This is a genomic window from Brevibacterium luteolum, from assembly GCF_013004595.1.
Lineage (GTDB): Bacteria > Actinomycetota > Actinomycetes > Actinomycetales > Brevibacteriaceae > Brevibacterium > Brevibacterium luteolum.
Window position 1 is genome coordinate 57,196 of record NZ_JABEMC010000004.1, and the last position, 22,897, is coordinate 80,092.

At 66.5% G+C, this 22,897-nt stretch carries 20 protein-coding genes and 4 tRNA genes; 1 reads left to right on the forward strand and 23 read right to left on the reverse strand.

The features are described 5' to 3' along the window. Positions 1–8 precede the first annotated feature (8 nt). The 17 genes from HLA91_RS07720 to HLA91_RS07800 form a co-directional block, all read right to left on the reverse strand. Positions 9–2,327 carry a RelA/SpoT family protein gene (locus tag HLA91_RS07720; protein ID WP_420867888.1) on the reverse strand — a complete coding sequence of 773 codons (2,319 nt, stop codon included), beginning with the start codon at positions 2,325–2,327 and terminating at the stop codon, positions 9–11. A 122-nt stretch (positions 2,328–2,449) separates the two neighbouring features. Next, positions 2,450–3,475: a protein translocase subunit SecF gene (gene secF / locus HLA91_RS07725; protein ID WP_165884759.1), complete on the reverse strand. Its 1,026-nt coding sequence runs from the start codon at positions 3,473–3,475 to the stop codon at positions 2,450–2,452. Next, complete coding sequence (gene secD, locus HLA91_RS07730) at positions 3,475–5,562, reverse strand: protein translocase subunit SecD (RefSeq protein WP_170274219.1); 2,088 nt, start codon at positions 5,560–5,562, stop codon at positions 3,475–3,477. The genes secF and secD overlap by 1 nt, the downstream gene beginning before the upstream one ends. Positions 5,563–5,586: 24 nt before the next feature. Continuing rightward, on the reverse strand, positions 5,587–6,078 hold the full coding sequence (locus tag HLA91_RS07735; RefSeq protein WP_338076729.1) for a preprotein translocase subunit YajC: 492 nt from the start codon (positions 6,076–6,078) through the stop codon (positions 5,587–5,589). Positions 6,079–6,151: 73 nt separating this feature from the next. Beyond that, positions 6,152–7,240: a Holliday junction branch migration DNA helicase RuvB gene (gene ruvB / locus HLA91_RS07740; protein ID WP_170274220.1), complete on the reverse strand. Its 1,089-nt coding sequence runs from the start codon at positions 7,238–7,240 to the stop codon at positions 6,152–6,154. Further along, on the reverse strand, positions 7,237–7,851 hold the full coding sequence (ruvA, locus tag HLA91_RS07745; protein WP_102160341.1) for a Holliday junction branch migration protein RuvA: 615 nt from the start codon (positions 7,849–7,851) through the stop codon (positions 7,237–7,239). The genes ruvB and ruvA overlap by 4 nt, the downstream gene beginning before the upstream one ends. Positions 7,852–7,963: 112 nt before the next feature. Next, the gene (ruvC, locus tag HLA91_RS07750; protein WP_170274221.1) at positions 7,964–8,575 is read right to left on the reverse strand and encodes a crossover junction endodeoxyribonuclease RuvC; all 612 of its coding nucleotides are present in this window, start codon (positions 8,573–8,575) and stop codon (positions 7,964–7,966) included. A 4-nt stretch (positions 8,576–8,579) separates the two neighbouring features. After that, a complete protein-coding gene (locus HLA91_RS07755; protein ID WP_165882812.1) occupies positions 8,580–9,335 on the reverse strand; it encodes a YebC/PmpR family DNA-binding transcriptional regulator in 756 nt (251 codons plus the stop codon). Between the two features lie 105 nt (positions 9,336–9,440). Continuing rightward, the gene (locus HLA91_RS07760) at positions 9,441–9,920 is read right to left on the reverse strand and encodes an NUDIX hydrolase (RefSeq protein WP_170274222.1); all 480 of its coding nucleotides are present in this window, start codon (positions 9,918–9,920) and stop codon (positions 9,441–9,443) included. 94 nt (positions 9,921–10,014) lie between these two features. Then, positions 10,015–12,048 (reverse strand): alpha/beta hydrolase family protein, encoded by a 2,034-nt coding sequence (locus HLA91_RS07765; protein WP_170274223.1) that lies wholly within the window; start codon positions 12,046–12,048, stop codon positions 10,015–10,017. Further along, positions 12,045–12,623, reverse strand: a complete 579-nt coding sequence (locus tag HLA91_RS07770) for an HIT family protein (RefSeq protein ID WP_170274224.1) — start codon at positions 12,621–12,623, stop codon at positions 12,045–12,047. Before HLA91_RS07770 ends, HLA91_RS07765 begins: the two co-directional genes overlap by 4 nt. Further along, on the reverse strand, positions 12,620–14,632 hold the full coding sequence (thrS, locus tag HLA91_RS07775; protein ID WP_170274225.1) for a threonine--tRNA ligase: 2,013 nt from the start codon (positions 14,630–14,632) through the stop codon (positions 12,620–12,622). The genes HLA91_RS07770 and thrS overlap by 4 nt, the downstream gene beginning before the upstream one ends. A 123-nt stretch (positions 14,633–14,755) precedes the next feature. Next, complete coding sequence (locus HLA91_RS07780) at positions 14,756–15,847, reverse strand: hypothetical protein (RefSeq protein ID WP_170274226.1); 1,092 nt, start codon at positions 15,845–15,847, stop codon at positions 14,756–14,758. A gap of 186 nt (positions 15,848–16,033) precedes the next feature. Continuing rightward, positions 16,034–16,105, reverse strand: a tRNA-Val gene (locus HLA91_RS07785). 51 nt (positions 16,106–16,156) lie between these two features. Continuing rightward, positions 16,157–16,228 (reverse strand) — tRNA-Val (locus HLA91_RS07790). Positions 16,229–16,249: 21 nt separating this feature from the next. Continuing rightward, positions 16,250–16,320, reverse strand: a tRNA-Cys gene (locus tag HLA91_RS07795). Positions 16,321–16,344: 24 nt separating this feature from the next. Next, positions 16,345–16,417 (reverse strand) — tRNA-Gly (locus HLA91_RS07800). Between the two features lie 193 nt (positions 16,418–16,610). Between HLA91_RS07800 and HLA91_RS07805 the strand changes: the two genes are divergently transcribed. Further along, entirely contained in the window at positions 16,611–17,081 is a 471-nt protein-coding gene (locus tag HLA91_RS07805) for a TIGR02611 family protein (protein ID WP_259845532.1), read from the forward strand. A gap of 19 nt (positions 17,082–17,100) precedes the next feature. Here HLA91_RS07805 and HLA91_RS07810 read toward each other — a convergent pair whose 3' ends face one another. Genes HLA91_RS07810 through HLA91_RS07835 form a run of 6 tightly spaced genes read right to left on the reverse strand, consistent with a single transcriptional unit; the run spans position 17,101 to position 22,747 of the window. Then, positions 17,101–18,012, reverse strand: coding sequence for a PPK2 family polyphosphate kinase (locus HLA91_RS07810; RefSeq protein ID WP_102160355.1), 912 nt, complete (start codon positions 18,010–18,012; stop codon positions 17,101–17,103). Next, positions 18,012–19,031, reverse strand: coding sequence for a cell division protein ZapE (gene zapE / locus HLA91_RS07815; protein WP_102160357.1), 1,020 nt, complete (start codon positions 19,029–19,031; stop codon positions 18,012–18,014). Before zapE ends, HLA91_RS07810 begins: the two co-directional genes overlap by 1 nt. Positions 19,032–19,082: 51 nt before the next feature. Further along, a complete protein-coding gene (gene era, locus HLA91_RS07820) occupies positions 19,083–20,024 on the reverse strand; it encodes a GTPase Era (RefSeq protein ID WP_170274227.1) in 942 nt (313 codons plus the stop codon). Beyond that, positions 20,021–21,292 carry a CNNM domain-containing protein gene (locus HLA91_RS07825; protein WP_259845535.1) on the reverse strand — a complete coding sequence of 424 codons (1,272 nt, stop codon included), beginning with the start codon at positions 21,290–21,292 and terminating at the stop codon, positions 20,021–20,023. Before HLA91_RS07825 ends, era begins: the two co-directional genes overlap by 4 nt. A gap of 5 nt (positions 21,293–21,297) precedes the next feature. Then, on the reverse strand, positions 21,298–21,777 hold the full coding sequence (ybeY, locus tag HLA91_RS07830) for an rRNA maturation RNase YbeY (RefSeq protein ID WP_102160360.1): 480 nt from the start codon (positions 21,775–21,777) through the stop codon (positions 21,298–21,300). A 1-nt stretch (position 21,778) separates the two neighbouring features. Beyond that, positions 21,779–22,747: a PhoH family protein gene (locus HLA91_RS07835; protein WP_102160361.1), complete on the reverse strand. Its 969-nt coding sequence runs from the start codon at positions 22,745–22,747 to the stop codon at positions 21,779–21,781. Positions 22,748–22,897: the final 150 nt, after the last annotated feature.

Consider the following 22,897-nt stretch of genomic DNA (forward strand, 5'->3'; position numbering starts at 1 on the left):
CCGGTGGTTCAGCCGCCGGTGATGCGGTAGACGTCGAAGACGCCTTCAACCTGTTTGACGGCCGAGAGCACAGTGTCGAGGTGGGTGGAGTCGCCGATCTCGAAGACGAACCGCGACTGCGCCACCCGGGCCCGTGAGGTCGCCACCGAGGCAGACAGGATGTTGACGTGGTTGTCGGTGAGGACCTTGGTGATGTCAGAGAGCAGTCCGGCGCGGTCGAGTGCCTCGACCTGGATCTGGACGAGGTAGATGCCCTGCGAGTGGTGTGCCCATTCGACTTCGACGATGCGCTCGGGTTCGCGTTTGAGACTCGAGACGTTCTTGCAGTCGGTCCGGTGCACGGACACCCCGGCGCCGCGGGTGACGAATCCCATGATGGTGTCGCCGGGCACGGGTGTGCAGCAGCGGGCGAGCTTGACGAGGATGTCATCAGAGCCCTTGACGCGCACACCCTCGGTTGAGGAATGGTGGCCGCGGGACTTGCCGCGCCGATTCGACGGCCGCAGGATCTCGGTCGTCGGCTGGTCATCTTCCTGCTCGTCTGCCGAGACCTCCTTGGCCAGCAGATCGACGACGTGGGCGGCTGACATGTTGCCGTTGCCGATCGCAGCATAGAGCGCGGTGACATCCGGCAGCCGCTGTTCACTCGCAACGACGAGCAGAGCTTCCTGGCTCATGAGCGCATCAGCTGACAGATGGTGGCGGCGCATCGCCCGGGCCAGCTGGTCGCGGCCGGTCTCGATGGCCTCTTCGCGGCGCTCCTTGGAGAACCACTGGCGGATCTTGTTGCGCGCCCTAGGACTGGTGACGAAGGCCAGCCAGTCGCGGGACGGCCCGGCGTTCTCGTCCTTGGAGGTGAAGACCTCGACGACGTCGCCGTTGTGCAGCTTCGAGTCCAGGGAGACGAGCCGTCCGTTGACGCGTGCGCCCATCGTCTTGTGTCCGACCTCGGTGTGGACGGCATAGGCGAAGTCGACCGGGGTCGCGTCTGCCGGCAGGGAGATGATGTCGCCCTTGGGCGTGAAGATGTAGACCTCTTTGGAGTTGACCTCGAAGCGCAGGTTGTCGAGGAACTCGTCCGGGTCGGAGGTCTCCCGTTGCCAGTCGAGCAGCTGACGCAGCCATGCGACCTGGTCGACCTCACCGGAGTCGCCGACCTTGGCCATCCGTCCGCCGGCGGCGTTGATCGCCTGGGGGTTGACCTTGCGGCGGTCCTTGTACTTCCAGTGCGCGGCGATGCCGAACTCGGCTCGCCGGTGCATCTCATGCGTCCGGATCTGGATCTCGACCGGTTTGCCGTAGGGCCCGATGACGGTGGTGTGCAGGCTCTGGTACATGTTGTACTTCGGCATGGCGATGTAGTCCTTGAACCGGCCGGCGATCGGCGACCACTTTGCGTGGACGAGGCCGAGCACGCCGTAGCATTCGCGCACCGTCTCCACCAGCACACGCACGCCGACGAGGTCGTAGATGTCGGCGAATTCGTGGCCGCGGACGACCATCTTCTGGTAGATCGAGTAGTAGTGCTTCGGGCGGCCGGAAATCTCGGCGATGATGTTGGCCTCGCCGGCTTCCTCCTTGATCTCCTTCGACACGATCGCCAGATACTTCTCGCGCTCCGGGGCGCGTTCGGCCACGAGCCGGACGATCTCGGAATACACCTTCGGGTAGAGCACCTGGAATGACAGGTCCTCGAGCTCCCATTTGATGGTGTTCATGCCCAGCCGGTGTGCCAGCGGAGCGAAGATCTCCAGGGTCTCCTTGGCCTTCTTCTGGCTCGAGGCGGCCGGCACGTACTTCCACGTGCGGGCGTTGTGCAGCCGGTCGGCGAGCTTGATGACGAGCACCCGGATGTCCTTGGACATCGCCAGGATCATCTTGCGCACGGTCTCGGACTGCGTGGCTGCGCCGTATTCGATCTTGTCGAGCTTGGTGACGCCGTCGACCATGAGGGCGATCTCGTCGCCGAAGTCCTCGCGCAGCTGGTCGAGGCTGTACTCGGTGTCCTCGACGGTGTCGTGCAGCAGCGCTGCGGCCAGCGTCGAGGAGTTCATGCCGATCTCGGCGAGGATGGTGGCGACCGCGACCGGGTGGGTGATGTAGGGGTCGCCGCTCTTGCGCATCTGGCCGCGATGCCATTTCTCGGCGGTGCGGTAGGCCCGGACGATGAGCTCGACATCGTCCTTGGGATGGCTGTGGGCGACTGCCTGCAGCAGCGGGCCGAGGGCCTTCGGGTGCTGCGGGGCATGCTGGGAGCGGGCCGTCCAGAAGGCCAGGCGGGAGATGCCGCGCGGCCTGCGCGTGGACTCACCGGTGGTGTCGGCCACGTGTCGCTCCCTTCGTCACATAATCAACAGACCATGACAGGAGAGCATTCCTGCCATGGTCTGTCCATCTTACGCGCTTCTGTGGGCTGCGCGGGCGAGGCGAGCGTGTTCGCTGATGCGGATCAGGCGCGCACGTCCTCGAACAGCACGGGTGGGCGGTCGGGCAGTCCGCGCTTGCGGCGGTGCTCGTCGACCATCGCCTCCTGCTCCTTGACGGCCGGTTCGTTCTGCCGCAGCAGGTTGTACAGCGGCGAGGCGACGAACAGGGTCGAGGCGGCAGCGACGATCGTGCCGATGAACAGCGAGAGCGCGATGTCGGTCAGGGTGCCGGCGCCGAGCAGGAACACGCCGATGAAGAGGATCGCTGCGATCGGCAGCACCGAGATCATCGAGGTGTTGATCGAGCGCACGGTCGTCTGGTTGACGCCGAGATTGACGAGCTCGGAGAACTTCATGCGGTTGTTCTCCTTGAAGTCCTCGGTGTTCTCGCGGATCTTGTCGAAGACCACCACTGTGTCGTACAGCGAGAAGCTGAGCACGGTGAGGAAGCCGATGATCGCCTCCGGGGTGACTTCGAAGCCGAGGGCGGAGTAGATGCCCATCGTGACGACCATGACGAAGACGAGACCGAGGATCGCTGCCAGTGACATCTTCCAGGTGCGGAAGTAGATCGCCATCACGAGCATCGCGATCGCGACGAAGATGACGAGTGCGCGCGTCATCTTCTCAGTCACGTCCTGACCCCACTTCGGGCCGACGAAGTTCGAAGTGACGTCGGCGTTCTCGACGTTGTACGACGTCACGAGCGCGTCACGGACCTGCTGCATCTGATCGTCGGTCAGCTGGTCGGTGTCGATCTTGATGGACGTGTCCGAGGTCGGCACGACCGTGGTCGAGACGTTGTTGCCGACGACCTCCGCAACTGCGTCGTGAGCGTGCTGCTCGGAGGTGTCCGAGGTGTTGGCGATCTGGAACTGGGAACCGCCCTTGAAGGCGATGCCGAGGTTGAATCCGCCCAGCAGCGGCACGATGAGCGAGGCGATCATGAGGGCGATCGCGATGCCCAGCCACAGCTTCGAACGCTTGATGAACGGGATCGAGGTGCGGCCCGAGTGCAGGTCATTGCCCCAGGCGAAGAACGAGCGCATCATCGGGCATCACCGTCCTTTCGTCCTGCTCCGGCAGTGACGTCGTCGCTGTCGGTGCGTGCCTCATCGGCGTCAGCACCGGCTTCGCGTTCGCGGGCTTCCTTCTCGCGCAGCGCCTTGCGCTCGGCGATCGAGAGCTCTGAACGGTCGGCGGTGAGTGTGCCGGTGGACTTCCGGCTGGCGCGCGTCGATGAGCCGGAGCGCTTCTCGATGGATGCCTGACGGCGCTTGGCCTCCTTGTAGGAGCCGCGCTTCTTCGACTTCTCCTTCGCCTTCTCCAGATCCAGGCCCATCGCACCGCGGTAGGCGGCCATCTTGACGCCGAGCTGGCGCGGATCCATGCCCGACCACGGGTGGCCGTGTCCGAAGAAGTGGGTGCGGGCCAGCACCTGCATCATCGGATGCGTGAACAGGACGACGAGGATGACGTCGACGATGACCGTGAGGCCGAGCGTGAATGCGAAGCCGCGCACGCTGCCGACGGCCAGGATGTAGAGGATGACGGCGGCGAGCATGTTGACGGCCTTCGAGGCGAAGATCGTGCGCTTGGCGCGATCCCAGCCGATCTCGACGGCGCTTGTGAGCTTGCGCCCAGAGCGCAGCTCGTCTCGGATGCGCTCGAAGTAGACGATGAACGAGTCCGCTGTCATGCCGATGCCGACGATGAGACCGGCGACACCGGCCAGTGACAGCCGGTAGCCGTAGCGCCAGGTGACGAACAGCAAGAGCAGATACGTCAGCACACCGGCGACAGCGAGACTGGAGACCGTCACCAGTCCGAGCACGCGGTACTGGATGAGCGAGTAGACCACGACGAGCAGCAGACCGATACCGCCGGCCAGCAGGCCCTTGGCGAGGTAGTCGGCACCCAGGGTGGGTGAGATCTGCTGTTCGCTCTGGACCTGGAAGCTGATCGGCAGGGAGCCGTTCTTCAGCTGGCTGGCCAGGGTCTCGGCTTCCTCGACGGTGAACTGACCGGTGATGATCATCCGGCCGTCGGTGATGTGTGCCTGGGAACGCGGTGCTGAGAGCACCTGGCCGTCGAGCACCATCGCGAACTGGCTGTAGGGCTCCTGCAGGCCGGTGAGCTTGCCGGAGATCTGGCTGAAGGCCTCAGCGCCGTAGTTGTCGAGCGTCATGGATACTGCCGGGCGGTTCGTCTGGGCGCCCTGTGCGGTCGTCTCGAAGGTGAACTCGGCGTCGGTGATGTGGGAGCCGTCGAACTCGACGGGTCCGAGCACGTACTTCGCCGCACCGCTCTGGTCGCAGGCGACAACCGGCTGGTCGTCAGGGGCTGCTTCGCCGCCGATGCGATTCTCTTCCTTGGTGCAGTCGAGTTCCTGGAAGGTCTGCAGGATCTCCGGGGTCAGCCACGATTGGTCGGTCTGCGGATCGAAGCGCGGGAACTCGCCTTCCTTGACGGTGCCCTGACCGGACTCGGCATCCTCAGCGTCGCCGGGGTTGCCGGCCGGGCCGGGCACGGTGCCGGCATCGCTGGGCTGCTGGGCCGTGACGTCGGCACCTTCAGTGCCGGTCACTGAACCGGCGCCGCCCTGTGCTGGCTCTTCTTCCGCGGGGGCCTCTTCATTGCCCTGGTCCTTGAGCAGCTCCTCGAGCTGCTTCTTCTCCTCATCGGTGGCGTCGTTGCCCTCCTCGCCCTGCTCTTCGGCAGGCTGCTCGCCGGTGTCCGGCTCGGGAGGTGCGACGACGGCAACACGGCGGAACACCATCTGTGCCGAGGAGCGGACGAGCTCACGGGTCTGCTCGTCCGGGTTGCCCGGCAGGTTGACGATGATGTTGCGGTCGCCCTGCGTGGTGATCTCAGCTTCGGACACACCAGTGGAGTCGACGCGCTGGCGGATGATCGCCACCGCCTGCTCGAGCTGCTCCTGGGTGATGCGCTGATCCTCCAGCTGCGGCTCGAGGATGATGGAGGTGCCGCCTTCGAGGTCGAGGGCGAGCTTCGGGGTCCAGGAGGCGTTCGACCAGATGGCCCCGCCGCCGATGAGGGCGACGAGGGCCAGCGTGAAGATCGTCAGCCACGCAAAGCGCAGTCCCGGACGGGGCTTGTCTGCGGAAGTTGACACAGGGGATCTTTCGTTGGGATGTGATCAGGCCTTGAAGTCGTCACCGCGGTCATCGCGGCGCGGGTCATCGAGGTCGTTGTCGGACGTGTAGTCGCCGCCGCCGTGGTTGCCGCCGCGGTAGTTGTCGAGGCGATCCGAGTCGTCGAAGCGGTCGTCCGCCAGGCGGTCATCGGAGGCCAGCGTGTCATCGGCAGGCAGGTCGCGGTCGGCATCAGCGGCAGCGGTGTCATCGGACAGCCCGTCGGTGGCGACACCGGCGGCCGGCTCGATGTGGCCGATGGCCTGCTGGTGGATGCGCAGCACAGTGCCGGGACCGCTCTCGATCGTGACGATGTGGTCCTCCGGCGAGACGGTGAGCACGGTTCCGTACACACCGAACGTCGTCATCACCTCGGCACCGGGCACCAGATTGGACTTGATGCTCTCCTGGCGGGCCTTCTGCTTCTTGCGGCTGCTGAACAGGAAGAACAGCATGAGGGCGCCGAGGCCAAGGAAGATGAGTGTTGTGGGATCCACGAGTGAGATCAGCCTTTCGATATGACGGGGCTATAGCCAAGAAGTCAGTCTAGTGGCGACGCGGCGGCAATCACTAATCGTCGTCTGTGAACTCGAAGAGAGCCCGTTCGGCGTCCTTCGGGGGTAGCCCGAGGTGTCGCCAGCCCTGACCTGTGGCGATGCGTCCGCGCGGGGTGCGGGAGATGAGTCCTTCGCGCACGAGGAACGGTTCGGCGACCTCTTCGACGGTCTCTGGCTCCTCCCCTACGGACACGGCCAGGGTGCGCAGGCCGACAGGTCCGCCGTCGAAACGCTCGCACAGGGCGCGCAGCACAGCGCGGTCGAGCCGGTCGAGTCCGCGCTCGTCGACTTCGTAGACCTTGAGTGCGGCGCGTGCGGCGTCGTAGTCGACGACGCCGCGGCCGCGGACCTGTGCCCAGTCGCGCACTCGGCGCAGCAGCCGGTTGGCGATGCGCGGGGTGCCGCGGGAGCGGGTGGCGACCTCCTGCAGACCGGCGGCATCGGCTTCGATGTCGAGCATCTGGGCTGAGCGTCGCAGCACAGTGTGCAGGTCCTCTTCGGAGTAGAAGTCGAGGTGGCCGGTAAACCCGAAGCGGTCGCGCAGCGGTGCCGGCAGCAAGCCGGAGCGGGTGGTCGCCCCGACCAGGGTGAAGGGCGGCAGGTCGAGCGGGATGGCGGTCGCGCCGGGTCCTTTGCCGACGATGACGTCGACGCGGAAGTCCTCCATGGCGACGTAGAGCATCTCCTCGGCGGCGCGGGCGACCCGGTGGATCTCGTCGATGAAGAGCACTTCGCCCTCTTCGAGCGAGGACAGGATCGCTGCGAGGTCGCCGGCGTGCTGGACGGCCGGGCCCGAGGTGACGCGGATCTGGGTGCCGAGCTCATGGGCGATGATCATCGCCAGGGTGGTCTTGCCCAGTCCCGGCGGGCCGGAGAGCAGCACATGGTCGGGGGCGCGGTTGCGGGCAGCTGCGGCGTCGAGGACGAGGGAGAGCTGTTCGCGCACCTGCGGCTGTCCGGTGAAGTCCTTCAGGCCCCGCGGGCGCAGCGCGACCTCGGCTGCTCGTTCGGCGTCATCGGCCCCGGCGCGGGTCAGGCGTGCGCTTTCGGCACCGGTGAGGTCGTCTCCGGTGAACTCGACTTCGTAGCTCGGTTCGCTCATACGCGCCCGCCGATGGACTTGAGGGTGGCCTTGAGCAGTTCAGGTGTCGTCGGTTCGGTGTCGAACTCTGCGCGGGTGTCGGCCACGGCCTTCTCCGCCTGCGCCTGCCGCCACCCGAGGTTGACGAGTCCCTCGACGACCTGCGCGGAGACCGCATCGGCACCGCCGGCCGGGGCCGCGGATGCGGCAGCTGTGCCTGACGGCTGCGGGAAGGAGGTGAGCTTGCCGGCCAGTTCGAGCATGAGCCGGGCGGCGACCTTCTTGCCGATGCCGGGCACCTTGGTCAGTGCGGCCTGGTTCTCATCGGCGATCGCCTGGCTCAGCTCCTCGGGGCTGAGCACCGAGAGGACTGCCAGGGCGAGGCGCGGGCCGATGCCGGAGATCGTCTGCAGGGTTTCGAACAGGTCGCGTTCGGCGGCGTCGCCGAATCCGAAGAGGGTCAGTGAGTCCTCGCGGACGACAAGCACGGTGTGCAGTTCGATGTCCTGGCCGTGGCGCACGCCAGAGGTCAGGGCCGGGGTGGCGAAGACGCGGCGGCCGATGCCGGCGGTGACGACGGTGAGGCTGTCGGGGCGCACGCTGGCGACCGTGCCCGAAAGGTAGGTGATCACTCAAGCTCCAGGTGTGAACGTATGTACGAATACCACTCTAGCCGGTCGCACGGACGGAACCGGGCACCTCGGCTCCGGCGTGTGCCGAGGCCAGCACGCCTCGGGCCCGGTGTCACCGGCGACGCGGCGTTCCGGCGCTCTTGAGGGCTGCCGCCCACTGCTGCTGAGCTGGGGTCAGCGAGCTGCCCTGCCGGCCAGCACCCTGCCGGGTGTCGACGTCCTTCGTCGCGCCTGGGGTCGAGCCGGCAGATCCGGCACCGCGCCACAGGTGGCAGATCGCCAGGGCCAGGGCGTCGGCGGCGTCGGCGGGCTTGACCGGGGCGTCGAGCCGCAGGATCCGGGTGACCATGTTCGTCACCTGCGCTTTGCCGGCTCGGCCGCTGCCGGTGACCGCGGCTTTGACCTCGGATGGGGTGTGCATGGCCACGGGGATGCCGCGGCGGGCGGCCAGGCCCATCGTCAGGCCGGATGCCTGGGCGGTGCCGATGATGGTGGAGACGTTGTGGCGGGCGAAGACCCGCTCGATGCTCACGACATCGGGCCGGTGCTCATCAAGCCACCGGTCGAAGGCGTCGGCCAGGGCCCCGAGGCGGGTGTCGACGGCGCTGGCGCTGGGGGTCTCGATGACGTCGACGGCGACGAGAGCCGGCCGGTGGATGCGCTCGGCGTCGATGACGCCGATGCCGCAGCGGGTCAGGCCCGGGTCGACTCCCATCACGCGCATCGGCTCAGTGGCCGTTCAGCTCGGCGAGCACCTCATCGGAGACGTCGGCGTTGGAGTAGACGTTCTGCACGTCGTCGCAGTCCTCGAGCACGTCGATGAGGTTGAAGACCTTCTCCGCGGTCGCCGCGTCGAGGGGCACCTCGATGTTGGGCACGAAGGAGGCGTCGGCGGAGTCGTAGTCGATGCCGGCTTCCTGCAGTGCGGTGCGCACGGCGACGAGGTCGGTGGCTTCGGAGATGATCTCGAAGGTCTCGCCGTTGTCGTTGACCTCTTCGGCGCCGGCTTCGAGGGTGGCCTCCATGATCGCCTCGTCATCGGTGCCCTCGGCCGGGACGACGATGACGCCCTTGCGGTTGAAGTTGTAGGACACCGAACCGGGGTCGGCCATCGACCCGCCGTTGCGGGTCACCGCGACGCGGACCTCGGAGGCGGCGCGGTTGCGGTTGTCGGTCAGACACTCGATGAGCATGGCGACACCGCCGGGGCCGTAGCCTTCGTACATGATGGTTTCGTAGTCCACCCCGCCGCCGTCGAGTCCGGCGCCGCGCTTGACGGCGCGCTCGATGTTGTCATTGGGCACTGAGGACTTCTTGGCTTTCTGGATCGCGTCGAACAGGGTGGGGTTGCCTTCGACGTCGGCGCCGCCGTTGCGAGCTGCGACTTCGATGTTCTTGACGAGCTTGGCGAACAGCTTGCCGCGCTTGGCGTCGATCGCTGCCTTCTTGTGCTTGGTTGTCGCCCACTTGGAGTGGCCTGCCACTGATGTCTCCTCGTCTCGGTTGTGCGTGTGTGCCGTCTGGGGCCGGCGTCATCAGCGCCGGGGCCTGCCGCGCGGCTGTCTGAAGTGTACCGCCGCGACTGGCCGCTATTCGAGGACCAGCGGTTCGTCCGGCACGTCCCGGCGCTGCACCATCTCGACCAGGGTCGGCAGCTGCGGCGGGTAGATGACGTCGGTGGTCGAGCTCAACTCGGACAGCGACCACCACCGGCCCTCGACGATCGAGGCCTTCTCGATGTCGGTCCAGATCGCCTCGTCGAAGTCGAAGTCCTCATCGCACTGCATGCCGTAGTAGGTCTCGTGCTGGATCGTCGAGTGGTGTTTGAACTCCATGACGAACGACCGGCTGGCCAGCGGGCCGAGGAGGTCGGCTGGATCGCACTCGATGCCGGCTTCCTCGGAGAGCTCGCGGGCGGCTGTCTGCACGGCGGTCTCGCCGAGCTCGGCACCGCCACCGCAGGTGATCCACCAGTGCCGTGAATCGTCGTGCATGTCCTTGACATGCAGCAGGAGCACCTCTCCTGCCGGGTTGAGCAGCACGACGCGTGCTGCGGTGCGGGCTTTCATTCTGCTTCCTCTCGGCTGAGCTGGTGCGCCAGCTCGTGTGCGGTCGTTGCATCGGCCTCCCGCCGGGGCTGCGGGGGCGCGGTCGATGTCACTGTCAGGTGCGCAGGTGCGTGCTCCACCAGGTGAGCATGTGCTCGAAGCGCTGTACGCGGTGCCGCGGCTGGCCTGTGCGGGACAGTCCGTGGCTCTCGCCGGGGAAGATGAGCAGCTCGGTGTGTGTACCGGCGCGCTGCAGGGCAGCATAGTATCGCTGCGCCTGTTCCAGCGGGCAGCGGAAGTCGCGTTCGGAGTGGATGACGAGTGTCGGGGTGGTGTTCTTCTCGATGTCCGTCATCGGCGACTGGGCGGCGATCCGCTCGGGGTCGCGGCCGGAGTACTCCTCGCTGAAGAACCGGCCGATGTCCGAGGTGCCGATGAAGGTCGTCGGATCGAGGTAGCCGCGTTCGACGATACCGGCGGCGAACCGGTCCTCGGCGTTGAGGATCATGGCGGTGAGGTATCCGCCGTAGGATCCGCCCTGGATGCCGAGGCGGCTGCCATCGAGCTGCGGGTGGGCGGCCAGTGCGGCGTCGAGGATCGCGAGCACATCGGCGTGTGCCGGTGCGGCCATGTCCCCTTGCACGGCCTGTCCCCAGGCGCGGCCGCGGCCGTTGGAGCCACGCGGATTGGCATACACGACGGCGTATCCGCCGCCGGTGAGCACCTGGGTCTCGTCGAACAGCGCTTCGGTGTATTGGGAGAACGGTCCGCCGTGGATGTTGAGCACGACGGGGAACGGGCCTTCGCCCTCCGGAATCGCCACCCAGCCGTGCACATCGCCCAGCGGGGTCGTCGCCGACACCGCCTGCGGGGTGGTGACGGCAAGCGGCTCGTCGACGAACTGCGTGGCGAAGTCGCTGAGCTGGGTGAGTCCGCCGGCTGCGTCGATGGCGAAGATCTCACCGGGTGAGGTGACGGTGGCTGCGGTGACGATGAGCTGCTCGCCATGGCGGCACAGGCCGGTGACGACGAGTTCGGGCGGGCTCAGCAGGGCAGGTGCGCTCTCCGTGCCCGAGGTGCCGGTCGCCTCGGCGCAGGTGAGCTCACCGTCTGTCAGGGTCACCGTCCCGGCGTCCAGCGGGATGCGGGCGGCGCGCTGGGAGCCGTCGACGGTGAGGACGACGTAGGCGCACCCGTCGGCGATGACCGGCCGGATGCCTTCGAGTTCGATCGTCTCATCGCAGGTGATCCGGGTGGTCTGGCCGGTGGAGCGGTCGTGGATGAAGAGCCCGGGCAGGGCGGCGACGAAGTCGATGACCGATGCGCGGTGTTCGATGCCGATGAAGGCGATGCGGTCCTCATCGAGCCAGACGTGGGCGTGGGCGCTGTGCATGCCCAGGTCGATGCGCTCCATCCCGTCATCGGTGATGAGCCACAGGTGGGAGCGCAGATCGACGTCACCGGTCGGCTGTTCGAGGCCGGCGACGACGCTGAGCTGGCCGGCTGGACTGAACTGAGGGTCGCTGACGTCCTCGGCGTGCTCGGTCAGCTGCACGGACTCAGGCAGAGTCTCACTGCCGAGCAGGCTCTCGGCGGTCATCCCCGGGTCGGTCAGGTCGACGGAGAACAGCTGGGTGAGGCGGTCGCCGCCGTAGCCGAGTCCGTCGCTGAGGTAGCTCGCTGCGGTGATATGGCGCGGGGCCTCGGCATCGGCGCTGATGTCCTCGTCGGTGCCGTAGCGACCCTCTTCGGGTGTGCGGGCAAGGTAGACAGCCCGCTGCCCCGAGGGGTCGAAGGCGAAGCCGCTGACGCCCAGCGGTGCGTCGGTCAGGCGCCTGGCTTCGGCACCGGTGGCGCCGATGTACAGCTGCGGGGATTCCTTCGGGCCGACCGCGCGCAGGAATCCGAAGGAATCATCGGTGATCGTCAGTGCGCTGTCGTTCCAGCCGTGGCTGAGACGGGTCCACTCCCCTGCCGTGCCCGTGGCGCCGGCGGTGTTGGTGCCGGTGACCGGGAGCTGGCGTGCGACGTATTGGAACCGGTAGCTGTTGGCCTCGACGTCGGGGCGGGTGAGCTGGCAGAGGATGCGTTCGCCGGCCGAGACCGGCTCGGCGCAGCTGATGAGGGAGGTGATGTCGGCTGGTTTCATGCGGCCCATTCCTTGGAGAAGAGTTCGCGGACGTCGGCATGCACCTGCGGCAGTGCCTTCGTCTGCGCGATGATCGGCAGGAAGTTCGCGTCCCCGCCCCACCGCGGCACGATGTGCTGGTGCAGGTGGGCGGCGATGCCGGCGCCGGCGATTCCGCCCTGGTTCATTCCGAGGTTGAAGCCGTGCGGTGATGACACCGCACGGATGACGCGCATCGCGTGCTGGGTGAAGTGCGCGATCTCGATCGTCTCGGCCTCGGTCAGCTCCGTGTAGTCAGCGACGTGACGGTACGGGCAGATGAGCAGGTGACCGGGGTTGTACGGGTAGAGGTTGAGCACAGCGAAGACGTGCTCGCCGCGGGCGACGATGAGGCCCTCTTCGTCGTCCTTGCTCGGCGCCAGGCAGAACGGGCACTCCGGGGTGCTGTCGTCCTTGGGCTTGTTCTGCCCGCCGATGTAGACCATCCGGTGCGGGGTCCACAGCCGCTGCAGGCCGTCGGGTTCACCGGGGAACCCAGCGGCCGCCTCGGGTTCAGGCATCCGGGCGGCTGCCTCGCTGACGTCCTCGCCGGTCATACCTGCGCCTTCGTCTCGATTGCCTCCACGATCCGCTCGATGGCCTCATCAACGGCGACGCCGTTGTCCTGGCTGCCATCGCGGAACCGGAACGACACTGCACCAACATCGCGGTCATCACCGCCGGCGATGAGGGTGTAGGGCACCTTCGACTTCGAGGCGTTGCGGATCTTCTTGGGGAACCGGTCATCGGAGTCGTCGACCTCGACGCGCACCCCGCGGGCGCGCAGCTTCTCAGCCACCTCGTGCAGGTACGGCGAGAACTCCTCGGCGACCGGCAGGCAGGTCACCTGCACCGGGGCCAGCCACACGGGGAAGGCGCCGGCGTAGTGTTCGGTGAGCACGCCGAAGAACCGCTCGATCGACCCGAACTTCGCGGCATGGATCATGACCGGGCGCTTGCGGGTGCCGTCAGCGGCCTGGTATTCGAGGTCGAAGCGCTCCGGCTGGTTGAAGTCCAGCTGCACCGTCGACATCTGCCAGCTGCGGCCGAGCGCATCGCGTGCCTGCACGGAGATCTTCGGTCCGTAGAAGGCAGCACCACCGGGGTCTGGGACGAGTTCGAGGCCGGTCTCCAGGGCAACGGACTCCAGCACCTCGGTTGCCTCCGCCCACACTTCGTCGGAGCCGATGAACTTGTCCTTCTTCTTCCCGTCCTCATCACGGGTGGAGAGCTCAAGGTAGAAGTCATCGAGGCCGAAGTCACGCAGCAGCGAGAGCACGAAGTCGAGCAGATGCCGGATCTCTTTGGCGGCATCTTCCTCGGAGACGTAGGAGTGCGAGTCGTCCTGGGTCAGGGCGCGCACGCGAGTGAGCCCGTGGATGACGCCGGAGGGCTCGTCGCGGTAGACGGTGCCGAACTCGAACAGCCGCAGCGGCAGGTCGCGGTAGGACCGGCCGCGGGAGCGGTAGATGAGGTTGTGCAGCGGGCAGTTCATCGCCTTGAGCCGGTACGGGGTGCCGGCCTTGACGATCTCACCGGTCTCCTCGTCGCGGACCTCGTCGACCTGCAGAGCCGGGAACATGTTCTCCCCGTAGTGCGGCAGGTGTCCGGAGGTGTAGAAGAGGGACTCCTTGGAGATGTGCGGGGTGCCGACGTAGGAGAAGCCCTCTTCGATGTGCCGGCGGCGCACATAGTCCTCCATCTCGCGCTTGACGATGCCGCCCTTGGGGTGGAACACCGGCAGGCCGGAGCCGAGCTCGTCGGGGAAGGAGAACAGATCGAGTTCAGCGCCGAGCTTGCGGTGGTCGCGGCGCTCGGCTTCGGCGATGCGGTCCTGGTAGGCCTTGAGGTCATCCTTCGAGGCCCAGGCGGTGCCGTAGATGCGCTGCAGGGACGCGTTGGCCTGGTCGCCGCGCCAATAGGCAGCCGAGGAGCGGGTGACGGCGAAGCCCTGGCCGATGTGTTTGGTGCTCGGCAGGTGCGGTCCACGGCACAGGTCCTGCCAGACGGCTTCGCCCTGCCGGTTGGTGTTCTCGTACACGGTCAGTTCGCCGCCGCCGACTTCGATGGATGCCTCTTCGTCGTCACCGGCTTTGGCGCGGTCGTCGATGAGCTGGAGCTTGTACGGTTCGCTGCCCATGCGGGAGCGCGCTTCGTCCTCGCTCACGACGACGCGCTTGAACTGCTGGCCCTGCTTGATGATCTGCTTGGCGCGCTTCTCGATCTGCTTGAGGTCTTCAGGGGTGAAGGGCTCAGCGACGTCGAAGTCGAAGTAGAAGCCGTCGGTGATGAACGGGCCGATGCCCAGCTTGGTGCCGGGGAACAGCTCCTGCACCGCCTGTGCGACGACGTGTCCGGCGGAGTGACGCAGGATGTTGAGGCCCTCGTCGTCGGCCAGGGTGATGGGGTTGACCACGTCTCCTGGGGACAGCTCACGGTCGAGGTCGGCAGACGCACCGTTGAGTTCGATGGCGATGACGTCTTTCCGGTCGGCGTACACCGTCGTGCCGGTCATTCCTGCCTCGAATGGGATCTGCTTGCCCTCGAGTTGAATGGAATCGGCCACGTCGGTACTCCTCGTTGTCATTGGTGATGGCGGTCGGTGAAAGTCTACCGCTTCTGGTGCCTGGCAGAAGCGGATGGGCTGAGGTTCCGCTACCGGAACCTCAGCCCATCACAGGTGGTCAGATTACTTCTTCTCGAAGGTGTACGGGGTGTACTTCTGATCCGAGTTCGGGATGGTCACTTCGAGCTTGAGTGAGTCGATCTCGCTGTGGGGCACCTCGTACCCGAGAGCGAACTCCTTCTTCTGTCCGGCTGGGACGGTTTCGAAGGCGAGTCCACCTGAGTAGTCACCGGAGAAGACGTCGTTGCAGGTTCCGCCGGAGTAGGTGCACTTGATCGTCGGGAAGCCGGGGTCGAAGTCCGATCCGGAGGTGTTGTCGATGGTGTAGACGACGCGGGCGATCTCGCCATTGGTCGTGTTGGCACCGAAGTCGACGTTGTCCGGTCCGACAGACACGGCCAGCGACACACCGGAGGTCAGGTCCACTGAGCCTTCGGATGCCCCGCCGGCGGGCTGGGTGGGATCTTCGGTCGGCTCGGCTTCGTCAGTCGGCGGCGCTCCGTCGGTCTGTCCGGGTTCCTGGGTCGCCGAATCGGTCGGCTCATCGGTGGGGTCCTGGCCGGGATCCGTCGACATGGAGTTGAGGAGGAAGACCTGGACGACGATGAGGATGATCGTGCCCAGCATGGACAGTCCGCCGAGGATCAGGCCGGCGATGCTCATACCGCGGTTGGTGGCCTTGTTCTGCTTTGCCGCAGACAGACCCATGAAGCCGAGGACGATGGCTGCGATTGCCAGCAGGAAGGCGATCCCAGCCACGACGAAGCCGAGGATCGGGATCCATGCGCCGCCCGAGGCCAGGAAGGCGAGGATGCCGGCGATGAGGGCGAGGATGCCGAGGATGTTGCGGGCCTTCGAGTCGCCGCCGGAGCCGTAGTCTCCGCCGTATCCGCCACCGTAGCCGCCGCCGTACGGGTCGGATTGTCCGCTGTAGTTCGGTGAGTACTGGTCGGCCGGACCGGCCTCGCCGCCGGGGTAGCCGCCGGCTGCCGAGTAGCTGGGGGCCTGCTCACCGTACTGCGGCTGTCCGCCGTAGCCAGGCTGCGAACCGTACTGGGGCTGGGCGCCATATCCGGGCTGCGAACCGTATCCGGGCTGTCCGCCCTGACCGCTGTCGCCGTACGGATCGGAGCCGTATGGGGGCTGAGAAGACATCGTGGCTCTCTTTTCAGATCGAGGTCAGTAAGTGCGTTCCACCCCAGCTTAACGGGCAAGTCCGCCAGCCGGCGCATGGACTCGTTGCGATCTCGCAACACGCCTGTCACAGCTGGGATGCACGTGGGCGCCGCAGGGCCGGGAAATGCAGAATGCCGGGCTGCAAGGCCCGGCATTCTCATCCTGTGCGCGATACTGGGATCGAACCAGTGACCTCTTCCGTGTCAGGGAAGCGCGCTACCGCTGCGCCAATCGCGCCTGTTCCACTTGCGTGGTGGCGTATTCAGTTGTGCATGGCGTGCAACGCCGTGCGCGATACTGGGATCGAACCAGTGACCTCTTCCGTGTGAAGGAAGCGCGCTACCGCTGCGCCAATCGCGCTTGCGCCCGAAGGCGAAGCCGAGGTGGAGATGGGATTCGAACCCACGTATACGGCTTTGCAGGCCGCTGCCTCGCCTCTCGGCCACTCCACCGTGAGACGGTCTGGCCTGTCTCCGAGCGGATGACGGGACTCGAACCCGCGACCCTCACCTTGGCAAGGTGATGCTCTACCAACTGAGCCACATCCGCATGATTGCGAGGGAGATTTCCTTGCAACGAGAAACAACTCTATCGGGTGAACTCCAAGTTGCCAAATCGCCTGGCAGTGACGCTCATCACATGCTCTGGAAGGCCCGTTCTGCCGCTCTCCCAAGCGGTGAAAGCACGCTCACCTGGGAGGGTGCCGAGGATGCCGCGAAGCCGGAATCCTTACACTGGTGGCGTGACACAGCGCCATCCCCGTCCCCAGGGCTGGCTGTCCCGCACGCACAAGAAGGGCCGGCCGTGGTTTCGCCGTGCCCGGCTGTCGTTCCTGCGCTGGCGCAGGTTCATCATGAGCAATCCGCAGACGGCTTTCGTCTACCGCTGGCTTGTGGGCTGCGTCGGCGGCACCGTCATTGTCATCGGGCTCATCCTCGTGCCGTTGCCGGGCCCTGGATGGCTCATCGTGTTCGTCGGCCTGGCGATCATCGCCTCGGAGTTCCAGTGGGCGCAGAATCTGCTGCTCTGGGGCCGGGCGGTGCTGCACCGGTGGACGGAGTGGCTGCGTGCCAGCCACTGGTCTGTGTCGCTGGCCGTCGCCACGCTGACGGGTGCCTTCGTCGCAGGCGTGGTGTGGCTGGGTCTGCTCATGACCGGCCTGCCGGACTGGGTGCCGGATTGGCCGGTGTTCCACTGGCTGCTGCTGCGCTGAGGCGCGTCGGTGAGCGCGTTCAGTCGGTGAACTGCTTGTTGGTCTCCTTGAGATCGCGCAGCTCTTCCTCGGGATCGAAGTCACCAAGCGGCCAGTCGAGGTCGAGCTTCTGCAGCTCGTTGATGAGCAGGCGCACGATCGCCCAGCGCGAGTACCACTTGCGGTCGGCTGGGATGACGTACCAGGGGGCGTCATCGGTCGACGTGCGGTCGAGGACGTCCTGGTAGGCCTGCGTGTACTCTGACCAGCGTGCACGGTCTGCGACGTCGCCGCTGTTGTACTTCCAGTGCTTGTCCACGCGTCGCAGCCGGTTCTCCAGACGGTCGGCCTGCTCTTCCTGGGAGACCGTGAGCATGCACTTGACGATGTGGATACCGGAGTCGGTCAGGCTGTCTTCGAAGCCGTTGATGGTGTCGTAGCGTTCGAGCCACACCGATGGCGGGCGCAGCTTGTGCATCCGCACGGCGAGGATGTCCTCGTAATGCGACCGGTCGAAGACGCCGATGTTGCCGAACTTCGGCAGTGCGCGGTAGATCCGCCACAGGAAGTGGTGGGAGGCCTCCTCCTCGGTCGGGACGCCGAAGGCGGCCACCTGCATTCCGTGCGGGCTGAGCGCGCCAACGACATGCTTGACGACCCCGCCTTTGCCGGCGGTGTCCCGGCCCTGCAGTACGAGCAGCACTGCCTTGCGCAGGTCGCCGGCATTGGCGTTGGCGTACAGGCGCTCCTGCAGGTCGGAGAGCAGCTCGTGGTCGATCGCCTGGGCTTCCTTGCCTGCGGCTTTGTCACCGGAGAAGCCCGGGGTGGCGGAGGTATCGATGGCGGAGAAGTCATCACCGGGACTGAACCGCAGCAGCTCAGCGACCTCAGCCGGGGATGCCTGCTCGACGTTGTCGGCAAGCGGCGGCTGCTCGGCGGGTTCGAGCTTCATCATTTCTCCGTTCCGCTGGCCAGCGCGGTGAGCCGGGACAGGCAGCGCATGTACTTCTTGCGATACCCGCCGGAGACCATGTCGTCGGTGAAGACGGCGTCGAGGCGCTGGCCGCTGTTATGGATGGTCACACCGCGGTCGTACATCCGGTCGACGAGAGCGACGAACCGCAGTGCGACGCTTTCGTTGTCGATGGTGTGCACGTCGTCCCACAGTGCCATGTCGATGCCTTCGAGCATGCGGCTGTAGCGGGACGGGTGGACTGCCGACAGGTGCTCGAGCACCTCATCGAAGTCATCTCGGGCGAGGGTCGTTGCACTGGTGCGGGCGGCGTAGTCGTCGAGTCCTGCGGCATCGACCGGTTCCGGAGGTGTGGGGCTGCCGCGGTGGCGGTAGTCCTCACCGTCGATGGTGAGCACGGTGAACTGGTCGGACAGTGCCTGGATCTCGCGCAGGAAGTCCTGGGCGGCGAAGCGCCCCTGGCCGAGCGCGCCGGGCAGCGTGTTGGAGGTCGCGACGATCTTGACGCCAGCGTCGGTGAGCTCGCGCATGAGCCGCGACATCATGACAGTGTCGCCCGGGTCGTCGAGTTCGAACTCGTCGATGCACACGAGCTTCATCTTCGACAGCTCGTCGCGGGCGCGCTGGAAGCCGAGGGCGCCGATGAGGTTGGTGTATTCGACGAAGGTGCCGAAGGTGGCCGGCTTCTCGTGGGCGTGCCAGGCGGCTGCCAGGAGGTGGGTTTTGCCGACACCGTATCCGCCGTCGAGATAGATACCCTTGCCGACCTTGGGCTTGGAGCCGAAGAGCTTGGACAGGAAGCCGGTCTCCCGGCGCTGTTGGGTGAAGTCGCGCAGCTTGTCGCGGGCTTCGGACTGCGAGGGCTGCTGCGGGTCCGGCCGGTAGCTGTCGAACGACACATCCGAGAAGTGGGGCGGCGGCACGAATCCGTCGATGAGGTCTTCGGGGGCGACCTCCGGGCGGCGCTCGGTCAGCTTGATGATCTGCGGTTCACTCACAGCACATAAGTCTACAAACGTTTGACCGGCTGTGGTGCCCGACCGGGTGCCTCAGGAGAAGTCGAAGCCGAGCCGTCCGAGCTGCTTGGGGTCGCGCTGCCAGTCCTTGGCGACCTTGACGTGCAGGTCGAGGTAGATCGGCGTGCCGAGGATGGCCTCGATGTTCTTGCGGGCCATCATGCCGATCTCCTTGAGGCGGGCGCCCTTGCGGCCGATGACGATCGCCTTCTGGCTGGGGCGCTCGACGAAGAGGTTGACGTGCACATCCCACAGCGGCTTGTCCTCCGGCCGGTCTTCGCGCGGGCGCATCTCCTCGACCTGGACGGCCAGGGAGTGCGGCAGTTCGTCGCGCACGCCTTCCAGGGCCGCTTCGCGGACGAGTTCGGCCACAAGCACCGTCTCCGGTTCATCGGTGATCTCACCGTCGGGGTACAGCGGCGGGGATTCGGGCAGGTGCTTGGCCAGCACTGCGTCGACGGTGTCGACCTGGTAGCCGTCGCGGGCGGAGACCGGGACGATGTCAGCGAAGTCGCCGAGCTGTTCGACGGCGATGAGCGCCTCGGTCAGCCGTTCGCGGTCGACGAGGTCGGTCTTCGTCACGAGTGCCACGACCGGGGTGCGTCCGGAGACCATCTGCAGCTGTTCGGCGATGTAGCGGTCGCCGGGTCCGATGCGCTCGTTGGCCGGCAGGCAGAAGCCGATGACGTCGACTTCGCTCAGGGTCGCTGCGACGAGGTCGTTGAGGCGGGCGCCGAGCAGGGTGCGCGGCCGGTGCAGGCCGGGGGTGTCGACGAGGACGAGCTGGTGGTCGTCGCGGTGGACGATGCCGCGGATCGTGTGGCGGGTGGTCTGCGGCTTCGCCGAGGTGATCGCGATCTTCGAGCCGACCAGCGCATTGGTCAGGGTGGACTTGCCGGTGTTCGGGCGGCCGACGAGGCAGGCGAAGCCGGCGCGGTAGCCCTCGGGCAGATCGGTGCGGAACAGGTCGGTCATACGTCCTCAGTCTCTCGTTCCCGCCGCACGCGCACGTGGGTGATGCGGTGGCGGCGGCCCTGGCCGGGCATGGCTTCGATGTACAGTCCGGAGATCGTCGCATGCGCCCCGGCGATCGGCACGCGGTCGATCGCCTTCGACAGCAACCCGCCGACGGTTGTGACGTCCTCGTCTTCGATGCGGGTGTCGAAGAACTCGGCGAGGTCGTCGATCTGCGTGCGGGTGCTCACCAGGTACTCCCCTGGCGCGGTTTCGACGATATCGTCCTCGGCGGCATCATACTCGTCTTCGATCTCGCCGACGATCTCCTCGACGATGTCCTCCATCGTGATGAGCCCGGCGGTGCCACCGTACTCATCGACGGCCAGCGCGACGTGGTTGCTTGCCAGCTGCATCTCGCGCATGAGCTCATCGACCGGTTTGGTCTCGGGCACGAAGACGACCGGCCGGCAATGCTCGGACACCGGCGCCTCGGCGTCTTCGGGGTGCAGATGCAGGCGGCGGGCGACGTCTTTGAGGTAGACCACTCCGCGCACGTCGTCGAGGTCGTCGTCGATGACCGGCACGCGGCTGAAGCCCGAGCGCAGGAATAGCTCCATCGCCTTGACCAGCGGCTGGTCGGAGTCGATGGCGACGATGTCGGTGCGCGGGACCATCACCTTGTACACGCGGGTGTCGGCGAGGTTGAAAACCGATTCGATCATGTCGCGCTCTTCCTCTTCGATGACGTCAACAGCCGAGGCGCGCTCGACGAGATCGCGCAGCTGCTCTTCTGTCACGAACGGGCCGTCGCGAAAGACCTTATCGGGGGTGAGCACATTGCCCAGCCACACGAGGATCCGCGCCACCGGTCCGAGTGCGCGGCGCAGTCCGGCGACCAGCCAGCCGGTGAGCAGGCTGACCTTGAGCGACCGGCGCCGGCCGATGGTCCGCGGGGACACGCCTGCGACGACGAAGACCGCGATCGAGGCAGTGATGACGGAGGCGAGGATGAGCTGCCAGCTGATGCCGAAGACATGGTAGTAGCCGACGGCGATGAAGACCGTGGCCAGTGCTTCGAAGAACTGGCGGACGAAGGTCAGGACGTTGATGTGGGTGGGCAGGTCGGCCAGGATCGCAGCGGCTGTGCTCCCGCCGCGGGTGCCGTCCTCGGCAGCGTCGGAGATCTCGTGGTGGGAGACGTTCGAGATCGCGGCATCGGCTGCGGCGAGCACGGCGGCGAAGGCGATGCAGATGAGGCCGAGGAGCATGAACGCGAGGATCGGCACGGTGTTCAGTCCTCAGTCGGCTCGGGGATCGTCGTGCGGCCGGGCTCGCGCTCGGCGAACCAGGTCAGCAGCAGGTGGCGCTGCAGGCCGAACATCTCTTCCTTCTCCTCGGGCTCGTGGTGGTCATAGCCCATGAGGTGCAGCAGGCCGTGAGCCGTGAGCAGCAGGATCTCATCACTGAGCGAATGCCCGGCGGCTGCGGCCTGTTCGGCGGCCACGCCGGGGCAGATGACGATGTCGCCGAGCATCCCGGCTTCGTCCTGGCCGGGCTTGAGCTCGTCCATCGGGAAGGACATGACGTCGGTCGGGCCGTCGAGGTTCATCCAGCGCAGGTGCAGCTCGGTCATCGCCGCCTCGTCGATGAACCGGATGAACACCTCGGCGGCGGGGTTGATGTGCATGCGCTCAAGCACATGCTCAGCCAGTGCGACGACCTCCGGCAGGTCGATCTCGGCTGGGGTCTCGTTGCCGATGTCGATGGCCATCTCAGCGTCCCTTCTGGCTCGCGGGACCGGCTTCGCGCCCGGACCACAGGTCGTAGGCGTCGACGATCGCCGAGACGAGGTCGTGGCGGACGACGTCCTTGCTCGTCAGGCGGCAGAACTGGATGTCGTCGACGTGGCCAAGGATGTCCTGGGCGAGGACGAGTCCGCTGCGTGCGGCACCGGGCAGGTCGACCTGGCTGGTGTCGCCGGTGACGACCATCCGTGAGCCGAAGCCCAGCCGGGTGAGGAACATCTTCATCTGCTCGAACGTCGTGTTCTGCGCTTCGTCGAGGATGATGAAGGAGTCGTTGAGCGTGCGGCCGCGCATATAGGCCAGCGGGGCGACCTCGATGGTGCCGGAGTCGAGCAGCATCTTGATCCGGTCGGGTTCGATCATGTCGTGCAGCGCGTCATAGAGCGGACGGACGTACGGGTCGATCTTCTCGTCGAGGGTGCCGGGCAGGAACCCGAGGTTCTCCCCTGCCTCGACGGCGGGCCGGGTGAGGATGATCCGCGAGACGGCCTTGTTCTGCAGCGCGTTGACCGCCATCGCCATCGCCAGGTAGGTCTTGCCGGTGCCGGCCGGGCCGAGGCCGAAGGTGATGGTGTGCGAGCGGATCGCTGCGACGTACTGGTGCTGGCCGTAGGTCTTGGGGCGCACGGTGCGCCCGCGGGAGGACAGGATGTTCTCGCTGAGCACGCGGGCTGGGCTGCCGGCTTCGGGCTCCATCGTGTGCACCCGGCGCACCGCATCGGGTTCGATGATGTGCCCGGCGGCGACGAGCGCTTTGAGTTCGCCGATCGTCGTCACGAGCGAGCCGACGGCGGCTTCCGGGCCGGAGAGCGTCATCTCGTGCTGCCGACAGTGGATGTCGACCTCCGGGGCGAGTGCCTCAAGGGTGCGCAGGTTGACCTCGGCGGGCCCGAACAGGGCGACGGGGTCGATGTTCTCCGGGATCGACAGGTGCACGCGGGTGTGCGCCGTCTCGGCCTCGCGCGTGTCTTCGGGTGCCGGTGTGTTCTGGGGCTCCAGCTCAGGTCCTCTTCTCAGGTTGTGTTCAGCGGTGTTCTCGCGTGCGGATTCTCATGGGCAACTCTAGCGCGTCGGTGCCCGGCCCGC

Coding starts and splice junctions, on each gene's coding strand:
- HLA91_RS07780 (WP_170274226.1), bottom strand. CDS start 15,847: ATGTCTTCTCAGCCCCCATACGGCTCCGATCCGTACGGCGACAGCGGT.
- HLA91_RS07810 (WP_102160355.1), bottom strand. CDS start 18,012: ATGAAGCTCGAACCCGCCGAGCAGCCGCCGCTTGCCGACAACGTCGAG.
- ruvB (WP_170274220.1), bottom strand. CDS start 7,240: ATGAGCGAACCGAGCTACGAAGTCGAGTTCACCGGAGACGACCTCACC.
- HLA91_RS07770 (WP_170274224.1), bottom strand. CDS start 12,623: ATGACCGGCGAGGACGTCAGCGAGGCAGCCGCCCGGATGCCTGAACCC.
- HLA91_RS07765 (WP_170274223.1), bottom strand. CDS start 12,048: ATGAAACCAGCCGACATCACCTCCCTCATCAGCTGCGCCGAGCCGGTC.
- ybeY (WP_102160360.1), bottom strand. CDS start 21,777: ATGGCCATCGACATCGGCAACGAGACCCCAGCCGAGATCGACCTGCCG.
- secF (WP_165884759.1), bottom strand. CDS start 3,475: ATGCGCTCGTTCTTCGCCTGGGGCAATGACCTGCACTCGGGCCGCACC.
- HLA91_RS07760 (WP_170274222.1), bottom strand. CDS start 9,920: ATGAAAGCCCGCACCGCAGCACGCGTCGTGCTGCTCAACCCGGCAGGA.
- ruvC (WP_170274221.1), bottom strand. CDS start 8,575: ATGCGCGTGATGGGAGTCGACCCGGGCCTGACCCGCTGCGGCATCGGC.
- era (WP_170274227.1), bottom strand. CDS start 20,024: ATGACCGACCTGTTCCGCACCGATCTGCCCGAGGGCTACCGCGCCGGC.